Raw genomic sequence first — 19129 nt, 5'->3', positions numbered from 1 at the left:
AGGCCGTCTGAAACAACAAGGAAATCCGATATGCAAACAAAAACAATCATGAAGCAAGGTGCAAGCTTGTTGCTGGTAGCCGTTTTGGCTGCTTGTGCCACGAAGAGTAATGTTAAAAGAGACGGTACGACCGACAATCCGGTTTTCCCGTCGGTAGATAAAGTGTCGTATTCGTTTAGACACCAAAAAGGTACTTTCCCGACATCTGACGAATTGGCTCAGATTAAAGAAGGTATGACCAAAGATCAGTTTTATAAACTGCTCGGCCGTCCTCATTTTAATGAAGGTATGTTCAATGTGCGTGAATGGGACTATGTCTTTCATTTCCATACGCCCGGACAAGGTACGGATGATGTAACGACGTGCCAATTCAAAATCTTGTTTGATTCGCATAAGTATGCACGCAGTTTCTATTGGAAAGCCGTTGATCCGGAAAATGCATCTTGCCCTGTATCTGATCAGGTTGAGGTGATGCCGCAACGTTATACATTATCGGCTGATGCCTTATTTGATTTTAATCGGGGTGATATCGGTCATATACGTTCAGAAGGTAGAGCCGAATTGGATGAATTGGCGGATAAGTTGAAAACGGTCAACTATAATCGGATTAATGTAATCGGCCATACCGATTATTTGGGTGCGGAAAGCTATAATCAGATGTTGTCCAAACAACGTGCCAATGCCGTGCGCCAATATCTGTCGGCAAGAGGTGTGGATGCAAACCGTATTCGGGCGACGGGAGCAGGTGAGTCGCAGCCGGTGAAACAGTGTATGCAAAGTGCGGATCATCAGGCATTGATTGACTGCTTGGCACCGAACCGCCGTGTTGAAATCGAAGTGGAAGCAACAAACTTGTAAGATAATAAACTTGAAATAGTTATTATAAAAGGCCGTCTGAAAGGGTGTTTCAGACGGCTTCTTTGTCAAATGAATTAACTAATGTAATGAAACAGGCATTAAAATAATCCTATCTGTTCCGGTGAATCCGATTGGTTGCGTGGGTCTATCGGTATCCGTTTCAGTTTGGCACGACGCAATGCAATCAGGTGTATGACTTGGTGCTTTTGGGCATCAGTCATATTCTGCCAATAAAGACGTTCTTCACGACTGCGCAGGCATCCCTTGCAATAACCTTTGTTATTGGCTTCGCAAACGCCGATACAGGGGCTGGGGATGGTGAAAAACTCGAGTTGTTCCATTATTTTAGAGAATGGATTTAGGAATTCTATTCTGCTTGAAAAAGAAGGCTTCTACAATCTTTTCCGTTACGTTTTATTATATAAGTATTTATAAAAACGGCCTGAACATTATATTCAGGCCGTCTGAAAATAAACATATATTAGTGTAATTCGCCACTTTGCCGCTTAGCCTTGAAGTCATGTGTTTCTTTGACAATAACGCTAGATAGGAGAAGTAGGGCTATGAGGTTGGGAAGTGCCATTAAACCGTTAAAGGCATCGGCGGCCAGCCATACCAGATCCAAACTTATAACAGTTCCGATCATAACGCTGGCAACATAAATGGCACGGTAGATATTGGCAAATCCTTCCCCGAAAATATAAACCGCACATTTTTCGCCGTAATAACACCAACCTAAGATGGTTGAATAAGCAAAGAAAATCAAACCAATGGTGACTATCCAACCACCTGGGCCGGGTAGTAAATGATCAAATGAGGTGGTTGTGAGTGCGGCACCGGTTAGTTCGGGTTTAATAAACTCACCACTGGTACCCATTAATCCCATAATTAGAACAATACCGGTAATCGAACATACGATAATGGTGTCTAGAAACGTACCGGTCATAGATACCAAAGCTTGGCGTACGGGGTGGTCTGTTTTGGCTGCAGCCGCGGCAATAGGTGCCGAACCCATACCGGCCTCGTTTGAGAAAACACCACGCGCGACGCCATAACGGATAACACTACCGATAGCGCCGCCGGCAACAGCTTGGCCGGTAAAGGCATCGCTAACGATCAGTTTGACAGCGGGTATCAATAAGTCTAGGTGAAGGAAAATAATAACCAAACCGCCGGCAACATATAACACAGCCATAATCGGTACAATAAATGAAGAAGCAGTGGCAATACTGCGAATACCGCCTAATACAACGATGGCTGTTAAGATGGTTAAAACAATGCCGGTATAAAGCGGATCAATATTAAAACTGGTTTGAATGGCTTGGGCAACGGAGTTAGATTGGACAGAACTACCGATACCGAATGAGGCTACAGTTCCGAATAAAGCAAAAGCATAAGCCATCCATTTCCACTTGCTGCCTAAGCCGCGCTCTATGTAATACATGGGGCCGCCCGACATTTCCCCTCTTTGATTGGTAACACGGTATTTGACAGCCAGCACGCCTTCGCCATATTTGGTTGCCATACCGAATATGGCCGTAATCCACATCCAAAATATGGCACCCGGTCCGCCGGTTACAACCGCGGTGGCCACCCCGGCAATATTACCTGTACCGATGGTTGCGGAAAGGGCAGTCATCAATGCGCCGAAATGTGAAATATCACCATCATGATCACTGCCATCTGCTTTTTTACGGTGGGGCATAAATGCTTGTTTTAAGGCAAACCCCAACATAGAGAATTGCAGGCCTTTTAACCTAATGGTTAATAAAATACCGGTACCGACGAGCAGTATCAGCATCACTGGACCCCAAACCCAATTGTCAACAGTCGTGAAGAACCGATTCAATACTTCTTCCATACTTACTCCTGATTGTTAATATTTGTTCTGATATGTGCATTTCAGCATAAGGCGTAAAGAATTGCAAGTCTGAGTAATTAGCCTGTAATCAGTATGAGGCGGTGGAAAACTTAATAATTAGATTAAGTTGCTATGTTTAGGTTCTAATATAATTAAAACAAAATCTTATATAGAATTTGAATGATTTATACAAGTCAGTCAATTTAATGTTTTATTAAACAGTTGTAATCTAGTAAAGAGGCCGTCTGAAAAATGAACTGCACCCCAAAAGTTGGACACCCCTCCAACCCATTAAGGTGCAGTTTTCTTATGAGCAAATATACATTAGACTTTAAATACCAAGCCGTACAATATTATCAGCACGTACGCAGCCAACAGCGTACCGCCGATCACTTTAATATCTCCCGTACCCATTTACGCCGTTGGATAGCCGCATACAACCAAGGCGGCATCCGCGCACTGGAGCATCCACAGGCCATTATGACCATCAAACGTAAAAACCCCTTTATCGTCGATAAACCCGACCACGAAAAAACACAGGCGGAACTGATCGAAGAGTTGCGCTATATGCGGGCGGAGAACGACTATCTAAAGGAATTAAAAGCCCTCAGGCAGAAAGAAGCGGCCGCCAAAAAAGCGAAGCCGTCCAAGCACTGAGGGCCAAACATCCGCTTAAATACCTGCTGCACAGTGCCGCTCTACCCAAAAGCAGTTTTTATTATCACCACGGCCGCCCCGACCCGGACGAACGGGACAAAGCCGCCGTTGCCGAAGTCTATGCCCGCCACAAAGGGCGTTACGGATACAGGCGGATTGCCGCCACTTTGTCATGGAATAAGAAAAAGGTTGCCCGTTTGATGAAACTGCTGCAATTGAAAGCCAAAGTGCGTCCGAAAAAAGCCTACCGCCATCCAGCAATGGGCGAACCGTCGGATAATATTCTGAACCGCCGGTTTGAAGCGGAAAAACCCAATGAGAAATGGCTGACTGATGCCACCGAATTCAAGTGCAGCAATGGCAAACTGTATCTGTCACCGATATTGGATGTATTTAACCGGGAAATCGTCGCTTACTCGATGAGCCGCCGGCCGAACAGCGGGATGGTGGAAAGAATGCTGAATGATGCAGTCTGTAAGCTGACAAAGGCAGATAAAGTACTGCTGCATTCCGATCAAGGTGTACTGTACCGTACGGAAGCCTACCGCCGCACATTGGCGGAACACGGCATAGTGAAGAGTATGTCGCGTAAAGGCAATTGTTGGGACAATGCACCGATGGAAAGCTTCTTTGCGATACTGAAGACGGAATGCTTTTATCAGGAAGGCAGACTTTCGACAACAGAGCTGATGCAGACAATAGACGACTATATCCGGTACTACAATCATGACAGATGTAGTTTGAAATTGAAAAAGCTGAGTCCCGTGGCATACAGAACCCAGCTCGAAAAGGCAGTCTGAAAAGGCTTTTATGTTTGTCCAAGATTTGGGGGATAGATCAATATTCAGACGACCTCTGTTTGATTTTATAAATAAATCAATATATTAATAGCTAGTGAACAACAACATCGGCTTTTAGATCAAACTTCGGAATCGGTACGAAAAAACGATCGCCGTAGCTGTCTTCAAATTCATAACTGCCTTCCATACAGCCCCAAGGTGTAGTTAGGCGTGTGCCGCTGCTATAATTATAACGTTCACCCGGATACAATACGGGTTGTTCGCCCACTACGCCAACGCCGGATATTTTTTCCACTGCGCCATGTGCATCGGTGATTTCCCAGTGACGATTTCTTAAAGTAACTACTTCGTCGCTATGATTGTGAATCGTAATATCATAGCCGAACACATAGTTGTCTTTGGCAATATTGCTTTCTTCAACTAAAAAGCAGGGTTCTACAATAATTTCAATTTCATTCATCTTTGAATCCATTTCTTTTCAGACGGCCTTTATAATATTACCAGCCAAGTGGTAATTTTGAGCACTAAAATCGTAAATAAAGCAGCAACCGCATCGTCCAACATAATTCCAAAGCCACCGTGTATCCGTGCATCCAACCATTTTATAGGCCACGGTTTAAGCGCATCGAATAGGCGAAATAAAATGAATGCCGTTAACCACCATTTCCACCTGAAAGGCACAAATGCCAATACCAGTAACATGGCGACGATTTCGTCCCATACAATACCGCCGTAATCTTGAATACCGAGTTCGTGTTCGGTATGGTTACAAATTTTGATGCCCCATATAAATAGTACCATGCTTAATGCCGCCAGCCACCAGCCGGAAACGCCTACTAAGTATAAAATAAAAGCAATAGGCAATGCAGGCAGCGTGCCGAAAGTACCAGGGGCAATTGGGGCGAGTCCGCTACCGAATCCGAACCCTAAAAAACAAAGTGGTCGTGTTTTCAGCCATTTGAAATCAGGTGTGAAGTTAGCCAAAGTGATCAAATCCTAAAGAGTTAAGCTGTATTGGTTCGCCGTTTGCATCAAAAATATTCAAATGGCCGCTTTGTGTGATTTTACCGATATGTGTCACCGGCGTATGGCTTATTTGGGCAGCGTTTAGTATGTCATTCCGACAAGCTTCCGGTGCAGTAAATACTAATTCGTAATCATCGCCGCCGGCTAAAGTATAATCATACACTAACGTTTTTTCTAATACATCGTATAAAGCCGGTAAAGTCGGTAAAGAATCTGCGAAAATATCGGCACCAACCTCAGAAGCCTTTAAAATATGTCCTAAATCTTGAGCAAGACCGTCTGAAATATCTTGGGCTGCATGAGCAAATGGAAGAATGGCCTGCCCAAGAGCAACCCGTGGTGTGGGTCTCAGGCGTGACTGTTCACAAGTATCAAATATTTTTGGTGGTAATGCCACTTTGCCCCAGTGATGATTTAATGCAGCTGCTGCTAAGCCAACCTTTCCTGATACCCAAATATCATCTCCTGTTTGTGCAGCATCACGTCGTAAGGCTTTACCTTCGGGTAGCTCTCCTATAATAGTAACATTGAATGCAAAGTCCCCTTTGGTTGTATCACCGCCGATTAAGGTGATATCAAATTGTTTTGCCAATGCAAAAAAGTGGTCACAAAATGCAGTAAGCCAGGTTTCTTCTAATTCGGGTAGGGCTACGCTGAGTAAAACCCAGCGTGGAGTGGCGCCCATTGCGGCCATATCTGAAATATTGACTGCCAATACTTTATGAGCCAAGTCGGAAGGTGCAACATTAGCGAAGAAATGCCGGTTGTTAATCAGCATATCGCTACTAAAACATAAATCATGGTTTGGTTTGGGGCGAATAATTGCTGCATCATCACCGATACCGAGTAATATGTTGTTATCGTTTTTCTGGTGGTATAAATATTGCCGAATAAAATCAAATTCTTTCATGGGAATCAAGTTATCTGAGGGTAAGGGATAGGTATTCGATTGTGAAATATTTATTATCTCATTAATTAGAAAATCAGCAGGATAGGATTTCATCAAACGGGTGTGTAATAAGTACGGATTTAAACTGATTCTATATTATTTGAAACTATTTTTTGATTAGAGCTCGATAATTTTATATGTATTGTGAAAAGGATTTAGGTAAGTCTATTATTATAAAAATAATTATTTTAAGGTAAAGCAAAAGAAAAATAAAAGCCCCACAAACTTGCGGGGCTTTTTTGTATGCTAATAATACTTGATTACGGACGAGTATAACCATGATAAGGAGATGCAGGTCCTGGGTGCCAGCCATTGTCAACTGCAGGACGTTCACCTTGAACTTCACCTGGGGCAACTTGTCTGGTTACCAAAGTGCGGATTCTAACGTCTACATGACGGTCAGGTTCGATACATGCAATTAAAGCAGCACGTTTTCTAGCGCTAGAAACTCTGCTACCCAAGTTAGCCACTTCAGCTTCACAAGTAGCAGTCATGCGAGCTTGAGACTCACCTAAGCCGACTGCAGAAATTTTGTTAGAAGGTACGCCTTGGCCTACTAAGTAGTTAGCGACAACATTGGCACGGCGTTCAGACAGGTTTTGGTTATATTCTTCAGAACCCATAAAGTCTGTGTGACCTTCTACACGAACAGTTTCAACATTGGTATTGCTCAAGCGTTGGGCTAAAGCGCTTAATGTTTCTGCACCTTCTGGACGTAGAGTGTCTTTATCAAAGCCGAACAATGTGTTGGCAGACAAAGCTACAGTTTCATCGCTATATTGAGGAGCCGTGGCAACCGGAGTGGCATCGCCACACTCAATACGGCCCTCAGTGTCTTTGTCAAAAAAGCTGTTTTTCCAGCATTCACCGTAGTTGTTACGGGTTATAGATTGTTCGCGATCGACAGTGTAACCACTTTTGGTATGTGGCTCAGCGGCCATTGCGGTACCTGAAGCAACCAAGGCAACAAACAAGGTGCTTAATTTCAGCTGTTTGGTCATTTTATTCCCTCATCAAAGATTGTTAGTGCAACGGATACAAAGTGCAACCGCTACAAATCACCAAATATACAGGCCACTGTTTTAAAATTGTAAACGGCGGCAAATTGGATATATCAGTTTGCACTATAAAGAAGCCGAGGGCAAACTGTCAATAGCGTACCGCCTGTATACAATGGCAAAGACCCGCTTCCTGTTTGGAAATCATGCCCAAAAATCAACCCTGTGTCATTTATTTACGGTAAAAACCAAGCTATCTGTCTTTTTGAGTTGCGCAAAAACCACAATAAGACACAATGGTGTTATATCTATATTAATCATGTTTAGACGATTGTGTATTAAAAAACAAAAACTTTGGAGGGATTAGGTAAAACACTCAGACAGATTTTTATAAAATATGCTACATTGCAATGGAATGTCGTAAAGAATCCACAAACTTATTATTTTTTGATTTTATTATGAAACTGCAGCAATTGCGTTATGTTCTTGAAGTGTACCGTCATAATCTTAATGTTTCCGAAGCAGCGAATGCTTTGTTTACTTCGCAACCTGGGATTTCCAAACAAATTCGTCTTTTAGAAGAGGAGTTGGGTATACAGATTTTTATCCGTAGCGGTAAACGTGTTGTTTCGGTTTCTCAGCCGGGTAAGGCAGTATTGGAACTTGCAGAGCGGATTTGGCGTGATGTTCAGAATATTAAAAATATCGGTAATGAGTTTACAGATCAGGATAAGGGGTCGTTAACCATTGCAACAACACATACTCAGGCACGTTATGCTTTGCCGAGTGTGGTTGCCGAATTTGTAAAATGTTATCCAAAAGTACAATTGCACATCAAACAAGGCAGTCCTTGTGATATTGCTGATATGGTCATGAGCGGAGAAGTTGATTTTGCTATTGCAACGGAATTGTCGGAGGATAATGGGACATTACGAAAATTGCCATGTAATGATTGGACTTATGCTGTTATTGTGCCTGAAAAACATCCGCTGTTGGATTTGGATAAATTGGGAATTGAGGATTTGGCTTCTTTCCCCCTGCTGACTTATGATTTTGCCTTTAATCAAAATAATAATATTGCCAGGGCATTTCAAAAAGCGCGGTTGAATCTGCCTGACGTGACCTTGTCATCAACAGATACGGATGTATTGAAAACTTATGTCAAATTGGGGTTAGGTGTTGGTTTAATGGCGAAAATAGCTTACGATGCAGAGGTAGATCAAGGTTTACAAATGATAGATGCTTCTCATTTGTTTGGTTCGTCCCTTACTTATATTGCTTTGCACCCTAATAACTATCTGCGTGGATATACTTATGACTTTATCCGGTTATTTGCTCCGGAATTGACGAGAGAAAAAATCGATACCATTTTGTATGCGCCTATTGAGGAAGATTTTTCAATTTAATATTGCGGTATATAAACTACCTGAGAAAGAGGCTGTCTGAAAATTTTTCAGACGGCCTTATCCTTTATTTATATAATGGTTATTTAGTTATTTAAGAGAATGGCTTAATCTTCGCGGAAAGTTTGATGGCAGGATTTACAGCTCTGTCCTACATCGGCTAGTGGCTTTTTAACATTATCTAAGTTGCCCGAAGCGGTCGCTGTTTTGAGTGTGGCGACGGCAGATGTGAAATTATCAATTTTATTTTTGAATTCATCGGGGCGGCTCCATACCTCGGGCAGTGCTTCCGATTGTTCGTCGGTTGCGCTTTCCTGTGTATAGTATTGCCACGGTTGGGTTGAATTGATATTTAAATCATCTACGGCTTGTTGAAAAACATTGGCGTCATAGGCAGTATCGCCGTTGGCCATTTTTGTCATGATACCGATATTTTTTCTGAATGATTTCATTAGGGCGATACGCTTATCGACATCGGTTTCAGAATTTTGTTGGGCGGTAGCCGTGTCGGGTGGAGATGTTTGGGCAGACTCTTCAGACTGGCCGCCACAGGCTGACAGCAGGCTAAGAAGGATGGTTATATAGAAAAGGTTTCTCATAGTGGTTGTTCCTTTGTTGTTTAAATTATTTTTAGTTATATTGAAATCTTATGGTTGATTTTCAGGTGTTACTGCGTTTAATTTACTATAAACACCAAATAAAATAAAAAGCCTTTACATTTAAATGTAAAGGCTTTTTATTTTATTTGGCACGCCCACGGGGAATCGAACCCCGGTTACCGCCGTGAAAGGGCGATGTCCTAACCGCTAGACGATGGGCGCGGATAATTTAAATTGTTTGGCGCACCCGGAGCGATTCGAACGCCCGACCCTCTGGTTCGTAGCCAGATACTCTATCCAACTGAGCTACGGGTGCGGAAAGATTCGAATTATAGGAACGGTGTAAAAGGCTGTCAAGCGTTTTCTTGTGAAAAAGTGTAGAATGCCGCTTGTTATTTGAATAAATTCGGAAAGTGTTATGGCGCAAGCCTCTTGTTGGCCGCGGTCGGCGGCATATTTTGCCCGGTTGGGGATGCCTGTGGCGGTATTGGATATCGAATCGACAGGCGGTCATTTTTATCAGGATCGGATTACGGAAGTGGCTTTGCTGCGCTTTGATAATGGCAGCGTGGCAAGTTATCAGTGGTTGGTGAATCCTCAACAGCCGATTTCTTCCTTTATTACGGGGCTGACCGGCATTAGTAATGAGATGGTGGCGGATGCGCCGGTTTTTTCCGATGTAGCTGACGAACTGTTGCCTTTGCTGCGCGGTACGATTTTGGTGGCGCATAACAGCCGCTTTGATTACACCTTTTTACGTCATGAATTCCATCGGGCTGGTATAGATTTTGCCGCACCGGCTTTATGTACGGTACAGCTTTCCCGTCGGTTATATCCCCATTTTCATAAGCATAATCTAGATAGCATTATCGAACGGTTTTCGATTGAAGTGGAAAGCCGCCATCGGGCTATGGCGGATGTGGTGGCTTTAACGGATTTTTTGGAAAAAAGCTTGATAGAGAAGGGTAGTGAATGGGAAAAACAATATCATGCACTGATGAATCCGAAGATGCTGCCCGCTTGGTTACCTCCTATGCTGGTACAACAAATTTATGCTCTGCCGGATACGCATGGTGTTTCTGTTTGGTTGGATGGCAAGGGCAAGGCTTTGGATATCCGTGTGCATGAAAAAGCTTTTTCTGAGATTGCGGCACACGCCCAACAGGCAAAGAGCAGTTTGTTTATGTGTGGTGTGGACAGGTTGGTTTTTGTGTCGGCAGTGGGTGAGCTGCATGCTGTATGGCTAAAAGCACAATTGATGACCGAATATGGTTTGAGGCCGTCTGAAAGTAGAGGAAAGTATCTAACGGTGGATTTTGTGCCGGACGAACAACAACGGTTACAAGCTCGGATTGTGCCCGTGGCTTGCGGCAATCGGAAAAATCCGCCCAATGGTTTGTTTCTGCATAAAAAATCAGCAAAAAAAGCGTTATCGGTGTGGGCTCAGGAAAGTGGGCTGTGTCCTTCATCTTTGGATATCTTGCCGGGTACTCTTGCAAAAAATGAACCTTGTCCGGTTCATGTGGTGGGTAAATGCGAGGGTGATTGTGCGACGGATGAAAGTGTTGATATTCAAAACCAGCGTATTTTGACAGAGGCTAGCCGTTTGCCTGTGGTAGATTGGGGGCGTGCAAGACGGGTGGAAATTGTGGAAACCGATCAGGTGTCCGGGCGTTCTGTGTCTATGTGTTGTGAGGCGGGTGCTTTGGCTTTACCTGATGGATCTTGGTATTTCGATGAAAGCTTACCTGCCTTGTTGAAAACCAAATTCAAGCAAGGTGCAAAAGCTGTGCAGGTATTAGAGGCCGTCTGAAACAGTGGCTATTTCAGACGGCCTGATATGTGGGCGCAACTTGTAAAAATGAAAGATGTTTATGCAAAACCCTAAAATTGTCTTTTTTGATATTGATGATACTTTGTATCGGAAATATACCGATACGCTGCGGCCTTCGGTATTCGATGCGGTTCGTGCATTGAAAGAAAAGGGTATTATTTCGGCTATTGCGACCGGTCGGGCATATGTGGCGGTGCCGGAAAAAGTGCGTGAAGTGGTGTCGGCTGCCGGTATGGAATTGTTACTCACGATTAACGGGCAGTTTATCCGTTATCGTGGTGAAGTGTTGGAACAGAACCCGATGGATAAGGGCAGAATTGAACAGATATGTGCTTATTTAGAGAGTCGGTCGGTTCCATATGCTTTTGTTGCCGATGATCAGATTGTGGTTTCGGAAAATGCGCCGGTCGTTACCGAGTCTATGTCGCATATTTTTTCTGGTTATAGCGTGGATAAAACATTTTTCCATTCGCATGATGTTTTTCAGATGTTGGCTTTTTATGATGCTGAACATGAACAGGAAATTGCTGCTCAGATGGCGTTGTATGGCTGTAAAACCGTACGCTGGCATAAGTTTTCTGTGGATGTATTGAACACCCAAGGTTCGAAGGCGCGCGGTATTCGTACGGTGGTGCAGCGTTTGGGGATAGATATGAGCGAAGTGATGGCGTTTGGCGATGGGTTGAATGATATTGAAATGCTTCAGGCAGTTGGATTTGGTGTGGCTATGGGTAATGGGCATCCTGAAGTCAAAGCCATTGCTGATTATATTTGTCCGACGGTGGAAGAAGATGGGGTATATAACGGGTTAAAGGCGCTAGGTGTGATATAGGCGATGCATTATCGTTTACATTAAATTACGCTTTTCTGCGGTCGGCCATTCTTTTGCCGATAGCAGCCAATTCTTCTTGTGGAATATGCTTGCCCATTTCAAATAAACGTTCTTCTATATTGAGGTGGGTATCATAGTCGGCACAAAAGCGCTGCAAAATATTCTTTTGCAAACGGTAGCTTGGATCGGCTTCAAGTTTGGCGAATTCTTGTGATACTGCTGTCCAGTTGTTATGTAGGGTATCGTGTTGTTGTAATAGTTGTTCGATATTGGGTTTGGCCTGCGGATAGTGTTGTAGCAATAATGGAAAAAAATCTTCTTCTTCGTCTTGATGGTGTAGGGGAGCGGCGATATTGAAATAGCGGCTGATTTGATGGACGGCTTGTAAGGCGACCTTATTGCGGCCGTTTTCGTCGATGTATTCGGGCAGCTTGTCTATTTGGCTACAGAAACGGCGTACTTTGCCGTGGCAGGCATAGAGCATTTCGATGGGTTCGTCAAAAGTAGCGCTTTTTGTGTCGAATGGATTCATATGGATGGCCTCTATCTTTAGGGTGATGATAGTCCTTTTTTGAAGTGTTGCCGACTCTATGCAGGTGAAACCTTGTTAATGTTTTATTTGAACTTGTGGATTATAGATAAGGCCGTCTGAAAACAATGAACGGGTAGCGGATACTGTCCGCAGGGTTTGCATTTTACGTTACAATACGCGCTTAAAACAGAGCGGATATGATAGAAGCAGTATATGAGAGAACACAAAGCACGCAAGCGGTTCGGGCAGAATTTTTTACAGGATACGCGCATTATTCATGACATTGTGAACGCCGTCCGCCCGCAGCCTGATGATGTGGTGATTGAAATCGGCCCCGGCTTGGCCGCGATAACCGAGCCGTTGGCGGCGAAGTTAAATACGCTGCATGTGATTGAGATAGACAGAGACATTGTGAGCCGTCTGAAAACTTTGCCTTTTGCCGATAAATTGGTGATTCATGAGGGTGACGTGCTGCAATTTGATTTTCATAGTGTGGCGGGTAAAAAGAAAATTGTGGGAAACCTGCCGTATAATATTTCCACGCCGTTGTTGTTTCGCCTGAGTGAAGTGGCCGATGATGTGACGGATATGCACTTTATGCTGCAAAAAGAAGTGGTCGAGCGTATGGTGGCCGAGCCTAAAACCAATGATTATGGCCGCTTGAGTGTGATGCTTCAATATTTCTTTGATATGGAATTATTGATTGATGTCCCGCCGGAAGCGTTTAGCCCGGCACCGAAAGTGGATTCGGCGGTGGTGCGGATGATTCCGGTGAAGCACCGTATCGGTGTGGCGCATGATTTCGACCATTTTGCCAAATTGGTGAAACAGGCTTTTCATCAGCGTAGAAAAACCATACGCAATAATTTAAAAGAATTGGCCGGTGAAGATGATTTGCAGGCGGTGGGTATATCCCCGCAAGATCGTGCGGAACATATTGCACCTGAGTTATATGTGGCTTTGAGCAATCATCTTGTTGCAAAGGCTGTCTGAAAAAAACGGAACAGATAAACCATTATGATTAAATTTAAAAACGTACATAAACACTTTAAAGACCTGCATGTGATTAACGGGGTGAATTTGGAAGTGAAGCAGGGCGAGGTTGTGGTGGTTTGCGGCCCGTCCGGCAGTGGTAAATCTACATTGATCCGTACCGTTAACCAGCTTGAAAGCATTGAAAGCGGTGAAATTTGGGTGGACGGTATGAATGTGGCCGACCCGAAAACCGACTTGAATAAAGTGCGCGAGGAAGTCGGATTTGTGTTTCAAAGTTTCAATCTTTATCCGCATCTGAGTGTGTTGGAAAATATTATTCTGGCACCGATGAAAGTGAAAAAGCAAAGCCGTGAGCAGGCGGAAAAGAAAGCGATGGAACTATTGGAGCGGGTAGGGTTGGCACATAAAAAAGATGCCATGCCCGGCGAGCTTTCCGGCGGTCAGCAGCAGCGTGTTGCCATTGCCCGCGGCTTGGCGATGGAACCACGCGTGATGTTGTTTGACGAGCCGACTTCGGCGCTGGATCCGGAAATGGTCGGCGAAGTATTGAGAGTGATGAAAGATTTGGCCGTGAGCGGTATGACTATGATGTGCGTGACTCATGAAATGGGCTTTGCGCGTGAAGTGGCCGATCGGGTGATTTTTGTCGATCATGGTCAGATTATTGAAGAAGCGACACCGGAAGAATTTTTTACACACCCGAAACATGAGCGTGCCAAACAATTTTTACAGCAGGTGATGAAACATTAAACGGATGAGTAGACTCAGGGTAATGTTGCTTTGAATAGACAAAATATTCATTAAGGATAAGATTGTCACATTTTATAGTATGAATAACTTCTACTGTGTTATGGTATATGTGATAATTTTATCTGGATTTGAAAAGAAATACCTGCTTCAGCTAGGTTGTGATGTATAGGCCGTCTGAAAAGGGTTAAATAATAAAATGAAAAAAATACTGTATTTTCTAACCACACTATTCTCAATGCTGATGCTGGTCGGCAATGCTTATGCCGAAGTAGATGCATCTAAACTGCTGCCTGTCGAAAAGGCTTTTATACCGCAGGTTAATGTTGCCGACGAAGGTATTAATGTTCAGTTTGCTATTGCCGATGGCTATTATCTCTATCAATCGAAAATCATGGTGGAAACGGATCCGGATGGATTGTTTGGTAACGGCCAATTTAGTCCGGGCGAAGAGAAAGAAGATGAGTTTTTCGGTAAGCAAATGGTTTATCACCATGCCGCTCAAGTAAACTGGCCATATCGCCATCCGGAAACGGTAAGCAATTACCGTTTGGTTGTACAATATCAGGGTTGTGCGGAAGTGGGGGTTTGCTATCCGCCTACAGAAACAACCTTTAATATCAATAGTAGCGGCTTATACCAGCCGGCTGTTGATACGCAGGATGGTGCAAATAACCCCTTTCTAATGTCTTCTGTTTCAGACGGCCTCAATAATAATCCTACTGAAAGTAGTGGTTCGATTCAAAATCGTTTCAAACTTTCGTGGGATACTTTAAACGCCAATTTGTTGGCGTTTTTTCTAGCAGGGATAGGCTTAAGCTTTACTGCTTGTATGTATCCCTTGCTGCCTATTGTTTCCAGTATTGTCGTCGGTGATAAAAAAGCCGGTAAAGGCCGTGCATTTGCGCTTTCTATGGTTTATGTTCAGGGCTTGGCCTTAACTTATACGATTGTGGGTGTTTTCGCCGGGTTAACCGGTGCGTTGTTGACGGTATGGTTGCAACAGCCGTGGGTTGTGCTTGCCGCCTCGGCGATTATGGTTGTGTTGGCATTGTCGATGTTCGGTGTGTTCACTTTGCAGTTGCCTGCGACGATACAAGGCTATTTTCAAGAGCGGAGCAGTAAGTTCCGCGGCGGTAAAATGGCATCGGTTTTTGTGATGGGTATGCTTTCCGCTCTGATTGTCGGCCCGTGTGTGGCGCCGCCATTGGCTTTTGCTTTGGGCTATATTGGCCAAACCGGTGACGGAGTATTGGGTGGGCTGGCGTTATATATGCTTGCGTTGGGTACCGGTGTGCCGTTGGTGTTGATCGGTACCTTTGGCGGTCATATTCTGCCTAAAGCGGGCAGTTGGATGAACGGTATTAAATATGCTTTTGGTTTTATTTTATTGGCAGTAGCGGTTTATTTGGCCACACCTTATCTTCCATATGGCTTTGTGATTGCGCTTTATACATTGCTGATGTTAGTACCTGCCGTATGGTTGTTGGTGAATGTGACAAAATCATCAGGCCGTCTGAAAGCGGTATCTGCGGTATTGGGCGGGGTATTACTTGTGGGTAGTGTGTGGTTTGCATATCAAAGTGCGGAACGGCAGACGACTACATTGCATCATTTTCTAACATTAATCCCGCCTGCTTCGGAAACGGTTGCAGGGGATAAGCATGAAAATATCTATGCCGATGCTTCGTTATTAAAAGCAGCTATGCAGCAAGCTTTGAAAAATAATCCCGATAAACCTGTTATGCTTGATTTCTATGCAGATTGGTGTATTAGTTGTAAAGAAATGGCCGCATATACTTTGAATCAATCCCAGGTTCAGGATGCAGTAGATATGAGCCGTTTTTTCCAAATCGATGTAACGGATAATACCCCCGAACATCAGGCGTTGTTAAAAGAGTATGGCTTATTCGGGCCGCCGGGAATTTTTGTTATTCATGCCGATGGCAGCCGTAGTGATGCGTTATTGGGCTTCGTGAAACCGGATGCTTTTGTGCAATGGTATCGGCAAAACGAGCAGTAAAGGGGACTTTTGAAGTAACTTTTCATGCTTTTATTTACCTAAGCCAAACGGGATTTCCGTTTGGCTTAATTTTATGGGATATGTATCGATAAGTATTTAGCGATAGTTTGGAAAAGCTTTATTGACTAGCAGGATAATGATGGTTTGAGCTAGATGGGATTTATCTGTCTATATGAATATGAAATGATGAAGAAAGGCCGTCTGAAAGTGGTTTTCAGACGGCCTAAGACCTTTACTATAATAACTTAACCATCAAGACTACATAATGTATGCAGGTGCTTCATTAGATATATACTCATCCTGAATATCCCATGATTGCGCGTATGTTATTATATTTGCATCATTAGAAGGAATATTATGAGCGGGCACACCCAATACACCGGATAATTCCAAAGCCGGAGCTGATAATAAATCATTTAAAGCTGGGGTGTTTACCGCATCCGTATCGAAAATATGATCATTATCAGCTTGTTGCAATACAACAGATTCAGAACGGTCGATAGTGTGGATATCATGCTCGGTATTTAGCGGTTTTCCCGCAATGGTATCCGTGCCGATATCCCAATCTGTTTCCGAATCCGTATGTTCATCATTCGGCGTAGTACCTGCAGAAGGTTTTGCAGCCTGTCCTTCTTGAGGTAGTGTTTGGGTATTGTGGGTATTATCTTCGGCATATACGTTGGCATTTTTACGTTCAATCCAGTTTTTATACAAGGGCCCTGTTAAATCGGTAAAAAAATCATTGCCGGTTACATGTAAGTCGGGGGTATCGTTGAGATCGCGACCAAGCAAACTGACAATAGCCTTATTCATTTCTCCATGCAGCTCGAAGCGGTTATTAGTAACCAGATAAGATTCCGCATTGCCAATCATTTGGATTCCTTCAATACTTCCGTTTGAATGTTCCGCTATTTTAATGTCATTGTTACTAACGGTTACCGAGCCACGTAGGTTTCCATCATGGTTGTAGTCGTTAATAAAAATGGGCATGGTACCTGTGACAATCTCACCGATATTGACATCATTATCGGTAATATTGATTAGGGCTGTGCCGCTGCCTTTTACACCGGTTTTTGATTGGGTATTGCTGATAGTTGCAATAGCATATTTACTAGAAGTACCTTCAATAGTATTTCCCGTAATATCAAGCTGGTAGTCCATTTTATTTTCGTGGTTTCGGAATTCGATACCGTATGTTTGGTATGAGTCTTTATAGACTTCTAGATTTTTAATAGTATTGCCCTCGATTTTGAATGATCCGTCTTCTGCATGATGAAAGTCTCTCAATTGGGTATTGGTTTGCAATTGAATACCGGAATAACCGTGGTAGCGGGGTGATAATTTGGGGTTATCATCTTCCGGTAAACGGAAAGAGGTATCTTGTGTAATAGTATTATTAATAATTTTAACCGTATCCATGTTGAATTGGCGGTTGTAAACGGCAATGCCATATAGACGGTCGCCGATTGATGTATTGTTTTCAATAAGAATATTATCGCCATCATGTACATCGAGACCTTTGCGGTAGTTATGGTCGGTTGTATTGTTGCTAAATGTGACGCCATAGTTATAGCTGCCGGCCATGCTTGAAACGCCATAGCCTGTTCCTCCGTCTGCTTTATGGCCGTTCCAAGAGAGCGTATTGCCATCGACAATAAAGTCTTTTTGATATGCGATTAAGGCACCTGCTACACGGTTGTGGTGTAGGTAGCTATCGATAATGCGGTTGTTTTCTCCCAAAGGCAGATGTTCATAATGTTCGTCTACTTCATTGCGCATGAGCCTAACTTTATAGGTTCTGCCGGTATTGCTATGGGGATCGGACTCCAACGTTTGGGTTGATGTGAAGTGAACACCGGCACGATTGGCACCCGATGCTTCTACTTTGCTGATTAAAGTATAGTCGGCATCGTTGACCAAAATACCGCTGACTTTGCCGAAATAGCTCTCACCTTTTCTGTAAAAGTCAGGATTAGTATATTTGACGGACAGGTCGGCAATGGTTTTGTGGTTTTGTCCGTCAATCAGAATACCTGCATATTCGCGTATATCGTCTTCATTAGAGTTGGAGTTGAAGATACCTTTTTGTGCTTTATCGAAAGAAATCTCTGTTTTACCCATGCCGTCGCCAAACAAACCGGTAACACCGGAATTGTTCTGATTCAATACAATTTGATCAGAAATATAAAGATGACCGCTTAAATGTACGGCGGCATTTTCTTTGTGGGCGGCATCAAGGGCGGCATTAATGGCTTGCAGACTATCTTGCTGACCGGTGGGATCGGTACCGAATTGGGCGGCATCAATATATTTACCGTATACAGGATGGGTATATAGATAATAGTCGCCATAGTTTCCGGTTTGATAGGTCGGTGTAGAGGCTGCTTCTTCAGTATTTGCAACAGGAGTTTCTACGATATTTTCAGATGGCTGTTGTGCAGCACTTGCCTGTTTTGTATCAGGTGCTTCAGGTACATTTTCTGAATCTGAAGATTGATTGGTTGTTTTATCTTCGGATTCAGCAGAAACAGCAGGCTCGGTTTGTTCTGCGGTTGTCTCGTTTTTTTCAGTTTCTAACGGTGGTTGAACAGCCTGGTTTTCTTCCGGCTGTTTATTGGTTTCAGACGGCTGTTGTGTAGTATTTTCCTGTTTTGTATCAGGTGTTTCAGGTACATTTTCTGAATCTGAAGATTGATTGGTTGTTTTATCTTCAGATTTAGCAGAAACAGCAGGCTCGGTTTGTTCTGCGGTTGTATCGTTTTTTTCAGTTTCTAACGGTGGTTGAACAGCCTGGTTTTCTTCCGGCTGTTTATTGGTTTCAGACGGCTGTTGTGTAGTATTTTCCTGTTTTGTATCAGGTGTTTCAGGTACATTTTCTGTATCTGAGGATTGATTGGTTGTTTTATCTTCAGATTTAGCAGAAACAGCAGGCTCGGTTTGTTCTGCGGTTGTATCGTTTTTTTCAGTTTCTAACGGTGGTTGAACAGCCTGGTTTTCTTCCGGCTGTTTATTGG

Annotated in this window: 18 protein-coding genes, 2 tRNA genes and 1 pseudogene; 10 read left to right on the top strand and 11 right to left on the bottom strand. The window is 43.5% G+C overall.

The genetic code is table 11. The features are described 5' to 3' along the window. Nucleotides 1-30: 30 nt before the first annotated feature. Nucleotides 31-450 (top strand): annotated as a pseudogene (locus NXS09_RS10480) (outer membrane protein assembly factor BamE); the annotation flags it as partial. 21 nt (nt 451-471) lie between these two features. Next, a complete protein-coding gene (locus NXS09_RS10475; RefSeq protein WP_259292477.1) occupies nt 472-858 on the top strand; it encodes an OmpA family protein in 387 nt (128 codons plus the stop codon). A 98-nt stretch (nt 859-956) separates the two neighbouring features. Here the strand turns inward: NXS09_RS10475 and NXS09_RS10470 are convergent, their stop codons facing one another. Together NXS09_RS10470 and NXS09_RS10465 are read right to left on the bottom strand one after the other, a co-directional pair. After that, nucleotides 957-1199 carry a DUF1289 domain-containing protein gene (locus NXS09_RS10470; protein ID WP_259292463.1) on the bottom strand — a complete coding sequence of 81 codons (243 nt, stop codon included), beginning with the start codon at nt 1197-1199 and terminating at the stop codon, nt 957-959. Nucleotides 1200-1339: 140 nt separating this feature from the next. After that, a complete protein-coding gene (locus NXS09_RS10465) occupies nt 1340-2719 on the bottom strand; it encodes an alanine/glycine:cation symporter family protein (RefSeq protein ID WP_259292462.1) in 1380 nt (459 codons plus the stop codon). 309 nt (nt 2720-3028) lie between these two features. Between NXS09_RS10465 and NXS09_RS10460 the strand changes: the two genes are divergently transcribed. Together NXS09_RS10460 and NXS09_RS10455 are read left to right on the top strand one after the other, a co-directional pair. Next, the gene (locus NXS09_RS10460) at nt 3029-3376 is read left to right on the top strand and encodes a helix-turn-helix domain-containing protein (protein WP_259292461.1); all 348 of its coding nucleotides are present in this window, start codon (nt 3029-3031) and stop codon (nt 3374-3376) included. Then, nucleotides 3316-4176: an IS3 family transposase gene (locus NXS09_RS10455; RefSeq protein ID WP_353617960.1), complete on the top strand. Its 861-nt coding sequence runs from the start codon at nt 3316-3318 to the stop codon at nt 4174-4176. The genes NXS09_RS10460 and NXS09_RS10455 overlap by 61 nt, the downstream gene beginning before the upstream one ends. Nucleotides 4177-4267: 91 nt before the next feature. Here the strand turns inward: NXS09_RS10455 and apaG are convergent, their stop codons facing one another. From apaG to NXS09_RS10435, 4 genes are all read right to left on the bottom strand, one after another. Continuing rightward, nucleotides 4268-4636, bottom strand: a complete 369-nt coding sequence (apaG, locus tag NXS09_RS10450) for a Co2+/Mg2+ efflux protein ApaG (RefSeq protein WP_259292460.1) — start codon at nt 4634-4636, stop codon at nt 4268-4270. Nucleotides 4637-4665: 29 nt separating this feature from the next. Then, nucleotides 4666-5160, bottom strand: coding sequence for a phosphatidylglycerophosphatase A family protein (locus NXS09_RS10445; protein WP_259292459.1), 495 nt, complete (start codon nt 5158-5160; stop codon nt 4666-4668). Further along, entirely contained in the window at nt 5153-6112 is a 960-nt protein-coding gene (gene thiL, locus NXS09_RS10440) for a thiamine-phosphate kinase (protein ID WP_259292475.1), read from the bottom strand. Before thiL ends, NXS09_RS10445 begins: the two co-directional genes overlap by 8 nt. 299 nt (nt 6113-6411) lie before the next feature. Continuing rightward, nucleotides 6412-7152 (bottom strand): OmpA family protein, encoded by a 741-nt coding sequence (locus tag NXS09_RS10435; protein ID WP_259292458.1) that lies wholly within the window; start codon nt 7150-7152, stop codon nt 6412-6414. A gap of 455 nt (nt 7153-7607) precedes the next feature. Here NXS09_RS10435 and NXS09_RS10430 point away from each other — a divergent pair, with 455 nt between their 5' ends. After that, a complete protein-coding gene (locus tag NXS09_RS10430) occupies nt 7608-8555 on the top strand; it encodes a CysB family HTH-type transcriptional regulator (protein ID WP_259292457.1) in 948 nt (315 codons plus the stop codon). Between the two features lie 104 nt (nt 8556-8659). Here the strand turns inward: NXS09_RS10430 and NXS09_RS10425 are convergent, their stop codons facing one another. The 3 genes from NXS09_RS10425 to NXS09_RS10415 form a co-directional block, all read right to left on the bottom strand. Next, nucleotides 8660-9151 (bottom strand): c-type cytochrome, encoded by a 492-nt coding sequence (locus tag NXS09_RS10425; RefSeq protein ID WP_259292456.1) that lies wholly within the window; start codon nt 9149-9151, stop codon nt 8660-8662. Between the two features lie 147 nt (nt 9152-9298). Next, nucleotides 9299-9373: transfer RNA gene (locus tag NXS09_RS10420), tRNA-Glu, on the bottom strand. Between the two features lie 17 nt (nt 9374-9390). Beyond that, nucleotides 9391-9467, bottom strand: a tRNA-Arg gene (locus NXS09_RS10415). A 102-nt stretch (nt 9468-9569) separates the two neighbouring features. Here NXS09_RS10415 and NXS09_RS10410 point away from each other — a divergent pair. Both NXS09_RS10410 and NXS09_RS10405 read left to right on the top strand, forming a co-directional pair. Then, on the top strand, nt 9570-10964 hold the full coding sequence (locus tag NXS09_RS10410; RefSeq protein ID WP_259292455.1) for a 3'-5' exonuclease family protein: 1395 nt from the start codon (nt 9570-9572) through the stop codon (nt 10962-10964). 61 nt (nt 10965-11025) lie between these two features. After that, nucleotides 11026-11817 (top strand): Cof-type HAD-IIB family hydrolase, encoded by a 792-nt coding sequence (locus NXS09_RS10405; RefSeq protein WP_259292454.1) that lies wholly within the window; start codon nt 11026-11028, stop codon nt 11815-11817. Nucleotides 11818-11842: 25 nt separating this feature from the next. Here the strand turns inward: NXS09_RS10405 and NXS09_RS10400 are convergent, their stop codons facing one another. Next, complete coding sequence (locus NXS09_RS10400) at nt 11843-12349, bottom strand: hemerythrin domain-containing protein (protein WP_259292453.1); 507 nt, start codon at nt 12347-12349, stop codon at nt 11843-11845. Nucleotides 12350-12562: 213 nt separating this feature from the next. Here NXS09_RS10400 and rsmA point away from each other — a divergent pair, with 213 nt between their 5' ends. From rsmA to dsbD, 3 genes are all read left to right on the top strand, one after another. Then, nucleotides 12563-13342 (top strand): 16S rRNA (adenine(1518)-N(6)/adenine(1519)-N(6))-dimethyltransferase RsmA, encoded by a 780-nt coding sequence (gene rsmA, locus NXS09_RS10395; RefSeq protein ID WP_259292452.1) that lies wholly within the window; start codon nt 12563-12565, stop codon nt 13340-13342. A 24-nt stretch (nt 13343-13366) separates the two neighbouring features. Next, nucleotides 13367-14095 (top strand): amino acid ABC transporter ATP-binding protein, encoded by a 729-nt coding sequence (locus tag NXS09_RS10390; RefSeq protein WP_259292451.1) that lies wholly within the window; start codon nt 13367-13369, stop codon nt 14093-14095. A 196-nt stretch (nt 14096-14291) separates the two neighbouring features. Further along, entirely contained in the window at nt 14292-16115 is a 1824-nt protein-coding gene (dsbD, locus tag NXS09_RS10385) for a protein-disulfide reductase DsbD (RefSeq protein WP_259292450.1), read from the top strand. Nucleotides 16116-16373: 258 nt separating this feature from the next. On the opposite strand, the gene NXS09_RS10380 is transcribed toward dsbD, so the two are convergent. Then, nucleotides 16374-19129: right-handed parallel beta-helix repeat-containing protein (locus NXS09_RS10380; protein ID WP_259292449.1), on the bottom strand; the 2756-nt coding region annotated here is incomplete at its 5' end.

The sequence above is a fragment of the Neisseria montereyensis genome (genome assembly GCF_024834045.1).
Taxonomy (GTDB): Bacteria; Pseudomonadota; Gammaproteobacteria; order Burkholderiales; family Neisseriaceae; genus Neisseria; species Neisseria montereyensis.
The sequence above is the reverse complement of the archived record's forward strand: the minus strand, read 5'-3'. Positions and strand labels throughout refer to the sequence as shown.

Bases quoted from the DNA above. Each gene is read 5' to 3' on its own strand.
- NXS09_RS10410 (WP_259292455.1), top strand. From the start codon at position 9,570: ATGGCGCAAGCCTCTTGTTGGCCGCGGTCGGCGGCATATTTTGCCCGG.
- apaG (WP_259292460.1), bottom strand. From the start codon at position 4,636: ATGAATGAAATTGAAATTATTGTAGAACCCTGCTTTTTAGTTGAAGAA.
- thiL (WP_259292475.1), bottom strand. From the start codon at position 6,112: ATGAAAGAATTTGATTTTATTCGGCAATATTTATACCACCAGAAAAAC.
- rsmA (WP_259292452.1), top strand. From the start codon at position 12,563: ATGAGAGAACACAAAGCACGCAAGCGGTTCGGGCAGAATTTTTTACAG.
- NXS09_RS10405 (WP_259292454.1), top strand. From the start codon at position 11,026: ATGCAAAACCCTAAAATTGTCTTTTTTGATATTGATGATACTTTGTAT.
- NXS09_RS10435 (WP_259292458.1), bottom strand. From the start codon at position 7,152: ATGACCAAACAGCTGAAATTAAGCACCTTGTTTGTTGCCTTGGTTGCT.
- NXS09_RS10465 (WP_259292462.1), bottom strand. From the start codon at position 2,719: ATGGAAGAAGTATTGAATCGGTTCTTCACGACTGTTGACAATTGGGTT.
- dsbD (WP_259292450.1), top strand. From the start codon at position 14,292: ATGAAAAAAATACTGTATTTTCTAACCACACTATTCTCAATGCTGATG.
- NXS09_RS10430 (WP_259292457.1), top strand. From the start codon at position 7,608: ATGAAACTGCAGCAATTGCGTTATGTTCTTGAAGTGTACCGTCATAAT.
- NXS09_RS10475 (WP_259292477.1), top strand. From the start codon at position 472: ATGCCGCAACGTTATACATTATCGGCTGATGCCTTATTTGATTTTAAT.
- NXS09_RS10400 (WP_259292453.1), bottom strand. From the start codon at position 12,349: ATGAATCCATTCGACACAAAAAGCGCTACTTTTGACGAACCCATCGAA.
- NXS09_RS10425 (WP_259292456.1), bottom strand. From the start codon at position 9,151: ATGAGAAACCTTTTCTATATAACCATCCTTCTTAGCCTGCTGTCAGCC.
- NXS09_RS10460 (WP_259292461.1), top strand. From the start codon at position 3,029: ATGAGCAAATATACATTAGACTTTAAATACCAAGCCGTACAATATTAT.
- NXS09_RS10390 (WP_259292451.1), top strand. From the start codon at position 13,367: ATGATTAAATTTAAAAACGTACATAAACACTTTAAAGACCTGCATGTG.
- NXS09_RS10470 (WP_259292463.1), bottom strand. From the start codon at position 1,199: ATGGAACAACTCGAGTTTTTCACCATCCCCAGCCCCTGTATCGGCGTT.